Source organism: Stenotrophomonas sp. PS02301, from assembly GCF_029959485.1.
GTDB classification, from domain to species: Bacteria; Pseudomonadota; Gammaproteobacteria; order Xanthomonadales; family Xanthomonadaceae; genus Stenotrophomonas; species Stenotrophomonas maltophilia_Z.
In genome coordinates this window covers 1-6,471 of the sequence record NZ_JASCOO010000153.1, presented here as the reverse complement: position 1 = coordinate 6,471, position 6,471 = coordinate 1, and the positions used below count along the sequence as shown (strand labels likewise).

The following is a 6,471-nucleotide window of genomic DNA, read 5'->3' as shown; positions in this document are numbered from 1 at the left end:
GGTGCCGACAGTGCGTCGGCACCTGCCTTCACCGCCATACGGTAGGTACCGACCGGTGGTCGGTACGTGCCTTCCACGGGCGGCTTCGGTTGCACGCCCTCCGGTCATGACGAGGGAACCCATGCCGTCACGCGCTTCAACACACAGTCGATCCCGCCTTCTCACGCTTGGCCTGGCCTGCACCCTGGCCATCGCCCCCAGCGCACGGGCAGCCGAGCCCACCGACACCTTCAATCGCCTGCTCGATCAGACCGTCGCCCACGAACAGCTGCCGGGCATCGCCATGGCCGTCGTCGACGATGGCAACCCCGTCTTCATCGGCACCCGTGGCGAGCGCCGCGCCGGGCAGGGCGAGGCCATCGATGCGGATACCCTGTTCAAGATCGCCTCCAACAGCAAGGCGATGACCGCCGCGCTGCTCGCCCGTCTGGTCGACCGCGGTCTCCTGCGCTGGGACGACCCGGTCATCAAGTACCTGCCGCAGTTCCGCATGCACGACCCGTGGGTCACGCAGCAGATGCAGGTGCGTGATCTGCTGATCCACAACAGCGGACTGGGCCTTGGCGCGGGCGATCTGATGCTGTGGCCCGAGCCGAACAGCTTCACCCGCCAGGACATCATCGCCGGGCTGGCCCATCTCAAGCCGGTCACCAGCTTCCGCAGCGGCTATGCCTACGACAACCTGATGTATGTGGTCGCTGGCGAAGTCGCCGCCGCAGCCGGTGGCAAACCGTACGATCAACTGCTGCGCGAGGAAGTCTTCTCGCCGCTGGGCATGGATCGCTGCCAGGTCGGCGCGTGGTCGGTCGCGGCGGTGGGCAACGTTGCCCAGCCGCACACGCGGAAGGACGGCCGCAACGTGGTGCGCGGTGCCGATGGTGACACCAGCGCCGATCTGACCTCGATGGCCGCCGGCGGCATCCGCTGCAGCCTGCGCGACATGACCCGCTGGATGCAGGTGCTGCTCGATCCGGCGCTCGTGCCCGGTTGGCTGAGCACGGCGCAGCGCCGCGCGCTGTGGACCGCGCACATGCCGATGCCGCTGGGTGAGCGCCAACGTCGCTGGGACAATGCACATGTGTCCGCCTACGGCTACGGCTGGCGCGTGTCGGACATGGATGGCCAGTGGAAGGTGGCCCACACCGGCACGCTGTCCGGGATGTATTCCTCGCTCGCGCTGCTGCCGGACCGCAAGGTCGGCGTGGTGATCCTGATCAACAGCGACGCCGAGGATGCACGCACCGCGCTGATGCAGGCCGCGTTGAAGACCTACACCGCACCGGACGACACGGCCGACGTGAGTCATTATCTGGCCCTGCTGGACCAGGAGCGCACTGGCCGCCGCGATGCCGGGCAGGTGCGCCCGGATACCGGCGCGCGCCGTGCCGCCTCGCTTCGCACCACCGCCGCCGCGCACGGCCGTTATCGCGATCCGTGGCTGGGCGAGGCGCTGCTCTGCCCGGAGCAGGGCGCGCTGCGTTTCAGCGTGGCCAAATCGCCGATGCTAAGCGGCCAGGTCATGCAGCTCGGTGAGCGCTGGCTGGTGCAGTGGGATACGCTCGGGGCCGATGCCGAGCCCTGGTTGCAGCTGCAGCCAGGCGCGACGCCCGCCCTGACCTTGGCCGCGATCGATCCGGAGATCGACTTCAGTTATGACTACCAGGACCTGCACTTCACCCGCACCGGCGATTGTCCGTAGCGCGCTGCTGCTGGCGCTGCTGGCCGGCAGTGCCCACGCGGCAGCGCCAGCGGTGACGATCTCGCCCGCGCGCGATGTGGCAGAGGCCGGACTGGTCGACATCCGCACGCTGACACCGGCGATCGAACAGGACATCCGCTACGCCGGCCCCGACAACTTCACTGGCCAGCGCGTGCCCGGCTATGACGCGCCCAAGTGCTATCTGCTCGCCCCGGCGGCTACTGCACTGGCACAGGTGGAGGCCGACCTGCGTGCGGATGGCTTCGCGCTGCGGCTCTTTGACTGCTACCGCCCGGCCCACGCGGTGAAGGCCTTCGTCGCCTGGGCACAGGATCCGCACGAGCAGTCGCGCAAGGCGCAGCAGTACCCGGACCTCGACAAGCCCGCCCTGCTCGGTGGCTACATCGCCGAGACCTCCGGCCACAGCCGCGCTGCCACGGTCGATCTGACCCTGCTCGATTGCCGCACCGGCCCCTGCGCGCCCGTGGACATGGGCACCGACTTCGATTTCTTCGGCCCGCGCGCGCATACCGATGCGCCGGAGATCAGCGAGGGCCAGCGCAGCCACCGCCAGCACCTGCGCCAGGCGATGGCACGTCGCGGCTTCGCCAACTACCCGATGGAGTGGTGGCATTTCACCCTGCAGCCCGAGCCGGCACCGACCACCGCCTACGATGTGCCGGTCCGCTGAGGCGCACCGCTACACTGTGCACTGACTGCCGGATCGGACCACGATGAACCTGCCGCTGCACGTTGGATTGCTGGGAACGCTGGAGGCAGGGCTGATCGCGCTGTTGGTCGGGCTGCTGGTGTATGCGCTGTGGCATCGCCTGTGCCGCTGGGCAGGCTGGACGGACGGGCATGCGATCGGCTGGGCCTGCGTGATCGCGGTGGTGGCCTCGGCCGGCATCGATGCGTGGAATCTCTTCTATATGGGCATGATGCGGCTGGAGTCACCGCTGTATGCACGGCTGTTTCTCGCCGGTATCCATGATCCGAACGAACTGGGCTCGCGCGTGGTGCTCGAAGTGGCCGGTGCGATCGGCGGCGTTGCACTGGGGTGGCTTTTGTTCAGTTCCCGCTCAGGCGAAAAAAACAGCAACACCGCGTGAGATTGCGTTCGCATCCGGTTAAATGCCCGGCCAATGAATGGGCGTGTTACCAACTGCTCACCTGCGGCTAACCACTGCGGTAATGCACGCGTTCGCGCAGGTGGTTAAGGCCGCGTGCGCAGCGCGGTCGAGGGGCAATATCGATTCACAAACGGGGTGGCAGTGTGGGGCCGTGCGGAAACAACAGGCCGCGCAACATCCACCCAAGGAGACCACCCCAATGACTACTCGCATCCGCAAGCCCCTGATCGCCATGATCGTCGCCGCAGGCAGTGTGCTGGCCATGCCGGCGATGGCCCAGTCGGCACAGCACAGTGCCGCGCAGGCGCAGAATCAGGCCGCCCAGGCACAGCAGGCGGCGGCGCAGGCCGGTGACGCAGCCGATACCGCGGCCAATGCCGCTGCGCAGGCCTCCGCGCAGGCCAATGGTGGCGGTGGCCAGACGTGGGCCAGCGTCGATACCGACGGCAACGGCACCATCAGCAAGGCCGAGGCGCAGGTGAACGCGGGCCTTGCCCAGGTGTTCGATCAGGCCGATACCAACAAGGACGGCGAGCTCTCGCCGGATGAATACAAGGCGTATGTGGCCGCCCAGCAGGGCAAGGCCGCCGATAACGGCGCCCAGCAGAGCAAGTAAGGACCGGGGACACCGGTAGCGCAGTGAGGGGGAAAGGGCGGCTTCGGCCGCCCTTTCTTTTTGCGCTGCCGGGGTGGGGCCGCTGGGCCGCTGTTGGTATCCTTGGCCGATGATGACTTCCCTGCCCACGCCGCAAGGCGCTATCGGCCTGGTTGGTTTTGACGGTGATGACACGCTGTGGAAGAGCGAGGATTTCTACCGCAAGGCCGAGCAGGACTACCTGGATATCCTGTCGCGCTACATCGACGTGCATGACACGCAGACCGCGCGCCATCTGCTGGAAGTGCAGCAGCGCAACCTCGGCGTGTTCGGCTACGGCGTGAAGGGCATGACCCTGTCGATGGTGGAAGCCGCCATCGAGATCACCAACCAGACCATCAGCGCCCGCGACCTGCAGCAGATGCTGGACATCGGCCACGACACTCTGCGCCACCCGGTCGAGCTGATCGACGGTGTGCGTGAGTCGGTCACCGAGATCGCCCGCGATTACCCGGTCGTGCTGATCACCAAGGGCGACCTGTTCCATCAGGAGGCCAAGATCAAGGTGGCCAACCTGCGCGACCTGTTCCCGCGCATCGAGATCGTCTCCGAGAAAGACCCGGAAACCTATGCCCGCGTGCTGGAGGAGTTCGATCTGCCGATCAAGCGCTTCGTGATGGTCGGCAATTCGCTGCGCTCGGACATCGAGCCGGTGGTCACCCTCGGCGGCTGGGGCATCCACACTCCCTACGCGGTGACCTGGGCGCACGAAACCCAGCACGGCGTGGCCGACGACGAACCGCGCATGGTCGATGCACCGACCGCCTTCGACTGGCCGCAGGCGCTGCGGACCATCGAAGCCAAGGCCGCACAGGCCGGATGATGCGCGCCGGCCTGCTCGCGCTGCTGCTGATGCTGCCCTGGGCAGCCGTGGCCGAGCAGACCCCGGAGAAGTCCGCCGCCTACGTGGTGGACACCGGCGATGCCTGGGTGGACACCCAGCTGCAGGACATCAACCACTACGCCGAGCGCTACCCGGACAGCTTTCTGGATGAAGTCTCGCGCTATGCCGGCGTCTCGCGTGGCTACATCGCCGCGCTGATGCACACCCACGGCTGGCAGGCCGGCGACATCTACTTCGCCTGTTTCTGGGCGCATGTGATCGAACGTTCCTGCCGCGAAAGCGTGCAGACGTGGTCGCGTACGGTACCGGAGGAGGGCGAGGCCAAACGCTGGGAAGCGGTGGTGGCCCAGCTGCCGGTCACGCCGACCAACCTGCACTGGCGCGCCTTGCGCCACGCCATCGTGGCCAGCCACGACCACTGGGACCGCCCGGTGAAGCTGGACGCGACGCTGCAGCGCCAGCTGGGGAACCGCGAGCAGCGCCAGCGCACGGCGAGCAGTCCCACGCCACCTGCGCGCTGAGGGACTTCTTTGCTGCTGTGCAGATCGCGGTAACCCCCGCGCTCGGCGACAATGCGCGATTGCTGCCCCCCCTCGTGATCCGTTGCCGAGTACGTAATGAGCGCCGACTGTTTCGTTTCACCCGACGATATCCGCAGCCTGTTCGCCCAGGCGATGTCCACCATGTACCGCACCGAGGTGCCGCTGTACGGCACCCTCGTCGACCTGGTGGCCGAGATCAACGACGCCGTGCTGACCGCCACTCCGGCGCTGGCCGAGCAGTTGGACCGCACCGATGAACGCGCCCGGCTGGACCACGAACGCCATGGTGCGATCCGGGTCGGCACGGCGGAAGAACTGGCCACGCTGGGCCGCCTGTTCGCGCTGATGGGCATGTACCCGATCGGCTACTACGACCTCTCGGTGGCCGGCGTGCCGGTGCATTCCACCGCCTTCCGCCCGCGCACCGCGCAGGCGCTGGCGCGCAATCCGTTCCGCGTGTTCACCTCGCTGCTGCGGCTGGAGCTGATCGAGAACGCCGCGCTGCGCGAGCAGTCCGCTGCCATTCTTGCCCAGCGCCGGATCTTCACCGACACCGCGCTGGCCCTGATCGCGCAGGCCGAACGCGAGGGTGGCCTCGACGAGGCCGATGCGCGCCGCTTCGTCATCGAAGCACTGGAGACCTTCCGTTGGCATGGCGACGCCACGGTGTCACTGGATACCTATCACGCGCTGCATGACGCGCACCGGCTGATCGCCGATGTGGTCAGCTTCCGCGGCCCGCACATCAATCACCTGACCCCGCGCACGCTGGACATCGACGCTGCGCAGGACGGCATGCTGGCCCGTGGCATCGACGCCAAGGCCGTGATCGAAGGTCCGCCACCGCGCCGCTGCCCGATCCTGCTGCGCCAGACCAGCTTCAAGGCGCTGGAAGAAACCGTGCACTTCCCCTCGGGGGAGGCAGCGGACGCCGGCACGCATACCGCGCGTTTCGGTGAGATCGAACAGCGCGGCCTCGCCCTGACGCCCAAAGGGCGCGCGCTATACGACCAGCTGCTTGCGCAGGCGCGAGACAGTGGGGGTGCCGGCAGCACCGGCCAGGATTACCCGACGCGTCTGGCCGCGGCCTTCACCGCCTTTCCGGATGACCACGACACCCTGCGCCGCGAGGGCTTGGGGTACTACCGCTACGCGCTGACCGACGCCGGTCGCGCCAACCCGGGTGCGGTGGGTGATCTGCCGGCCGAAGCGCTGATTGCCGCCGGGCTGGCCAGTGCCGATCCGATCGTCTACGAGGATTTCCTGCCGGTCAGCGCCGCGGGCATCTTCCAGTCCAATCTCGGCGGCGACGAACAGCGCGCCTACGCCGCACATGCCAACCGCGATGCCTTCGAGCAGGCGCTGGGCATGACGGTGGAGGACGAGTTCGCGATCTACGCGCGGCTGCAGGCCGAATCGCTGGCAAGCCTGCGGGGCGGCTGACGGAAGGAGCCGGCCAGCGGCCGGCACTACCGGTAACCCGCCCGGATCGCTGACCACTCACGGACCGCCCTACGGTAGTGGGGGGGGGGGGGGGGGGGGGGGGGGGGGGCGGCCGCCCGCCGCCGCCCGGGGCGCGGGGCGTCGGGGGGGCGCCG

General features: G+C 68.0%; 7 protein-coding genes. All 7 read left to right on the top strand.

Annotated features, from left to right (window positions below; translation table 11 throughout):
• Positions 1-121 precede the first annotated feature (121 nt).
• Positions 122-1,699: a serine hydrolase domain-containing protein gene (locus QMX81_RS20150; protein ID WP_282264178.1), complete on the top strand. Its 1,578-nt coding sequence runs from the start codon at positions 122-124 to the stop codon at positions 1,697-1,699.
• Positions 1,653-2,390 carry a M15 family metallopeptidase gene (locus QMX81_RS20145; protein WP_282264176.1) on the top strand — a complete coding sequence of 246 codons (738 nt, stop codon included), beginning with the start codon at positions 1,653-1,655 and terminating at the stop codon, positions 2,388-2,390. Before QMX81_RS20150 ends, QMX81_RS20145 begins: the two co-directional genes overlap by 47 nt.
• Positions 2,391-2,433: 43 nt before the next feature.
• A complete protein-coding gene (locus QMX81_RS20140) occupies positions 2,434-2,811 on the top strand; it encodes a hypothetical protein (protein WP_121042305.1) in 378 nt (125 codons plus the stop codon).
• Between the two features lie 220 nt (positions 2,812-3,031).
• Positions 3,032-3,448 carry an EF-hand domain-containing protein gene (locus QMX81_RS20135; RefSeq protein WP_282264174.1) on the top strand — a complete coding sequence of 139 codons (417 nt, stop codon included), beginning with the start codon at positions 3,032-3,034 and terminating at the stop codon, positions 3,446-3,448.
• Positions 3,449-3,557: 109 nt separating this feature from the next.
• The gene (locus QMX81_RS20130; RefSeq protein ID WP_121042309.1) at positions 3,558-4,310 is read left to right on the top strand and encodes an HAD family hydrolase; all 753 of its coding nucleotides are present in this window, start codon (positions 3,558-3,560) and stop codon (positions 4,308-4,310) included.
• The gene (locus QMX81_RS20125; protein WP_282264171.1) at positions 4,307-4,852 is read left to right on the top strand and encodes a hypothetical protein; all 546 of its coding nucleotides are present in this window, start codon (positions 4,307-4,309) and stop codon (positions 4,850-4,852) included. The genes QMX81_RS20130 and QMX81_RS20125 overlap by 4 nt, the downstream gene beginning before the upstream one ends.
• 96 nt (positions 4,853-4,948) lie before the next feature.
• Positions 4,949-6,316 carry a VOC family protein gene (locus QMX81_RS20120; protein ID WP_282264168.1) on the top strand — a complete coding sequence of 456 codons (1,368 nt, stop codon included), beginning with the start codon at positions 4,949-4,951 and terminating at the stop codon, positions 6,314-6,316.
• Positions 6,317-6,471 lie beyond the last annotated feature (155 nt).